The organism is Paraburkholderia sp. SIMBA_053 (assembly GCF_046534895.1).
GTDB lineage: Bacteria > Pseudomonadota > Gammaproteobacteria > Burkholderiales > Burkholderiaceae > Paraburkholderia > Paraburkholderia caledonica.
In genome coordinates this window covers 1-265 of sequence record NZ_JAWRXU010000872.1, presented here as the reverse complement: position 1 = coordinate 265, position 265 = coordinate 1, and the positions used below count along the sequence as shown (strand labels likewise).

Here is a 265-nt window from a genome sequence, read left to right as displayed (position 1 = left end):
GCTGAAGGTGCAGCAGCGCAATCGTCGTGTCGCCATTCTGGCCGGATGCGTCGCTCTCGTGGCGACCATTTTGATCGTGGCCGCGGTGGTCGCCATACTCGTCGCGATCAAGCAGCGTCAACATGCGCAGGAGGCAGAGGGTCATACGCGCGAAACGAATCGCCAGATGATGAAAGCGACGGATGCATTGATTAGCGCCACCTCAGAGAGTGATCGGGCAAAACTGAGAAGCGAGCAAGCGGAGGCCGCCAACGCGAAGTCCCTC

The 265-nt window shown here is 60.0% G+C and carries 1 protein-coding gene; it reads left to right on the top strand.

Annotation, left to right across the window (positions count from 1 at the left end; all coding sequences use genetic code 11):
* Window positions 1-265, top strand: a 265-nt coding sequence (locus SB753_RS38090; RefSeq protein ID WP_410805296.1) for a hypothetical protein, incomplete at both ends; no start/stop codon positions are given.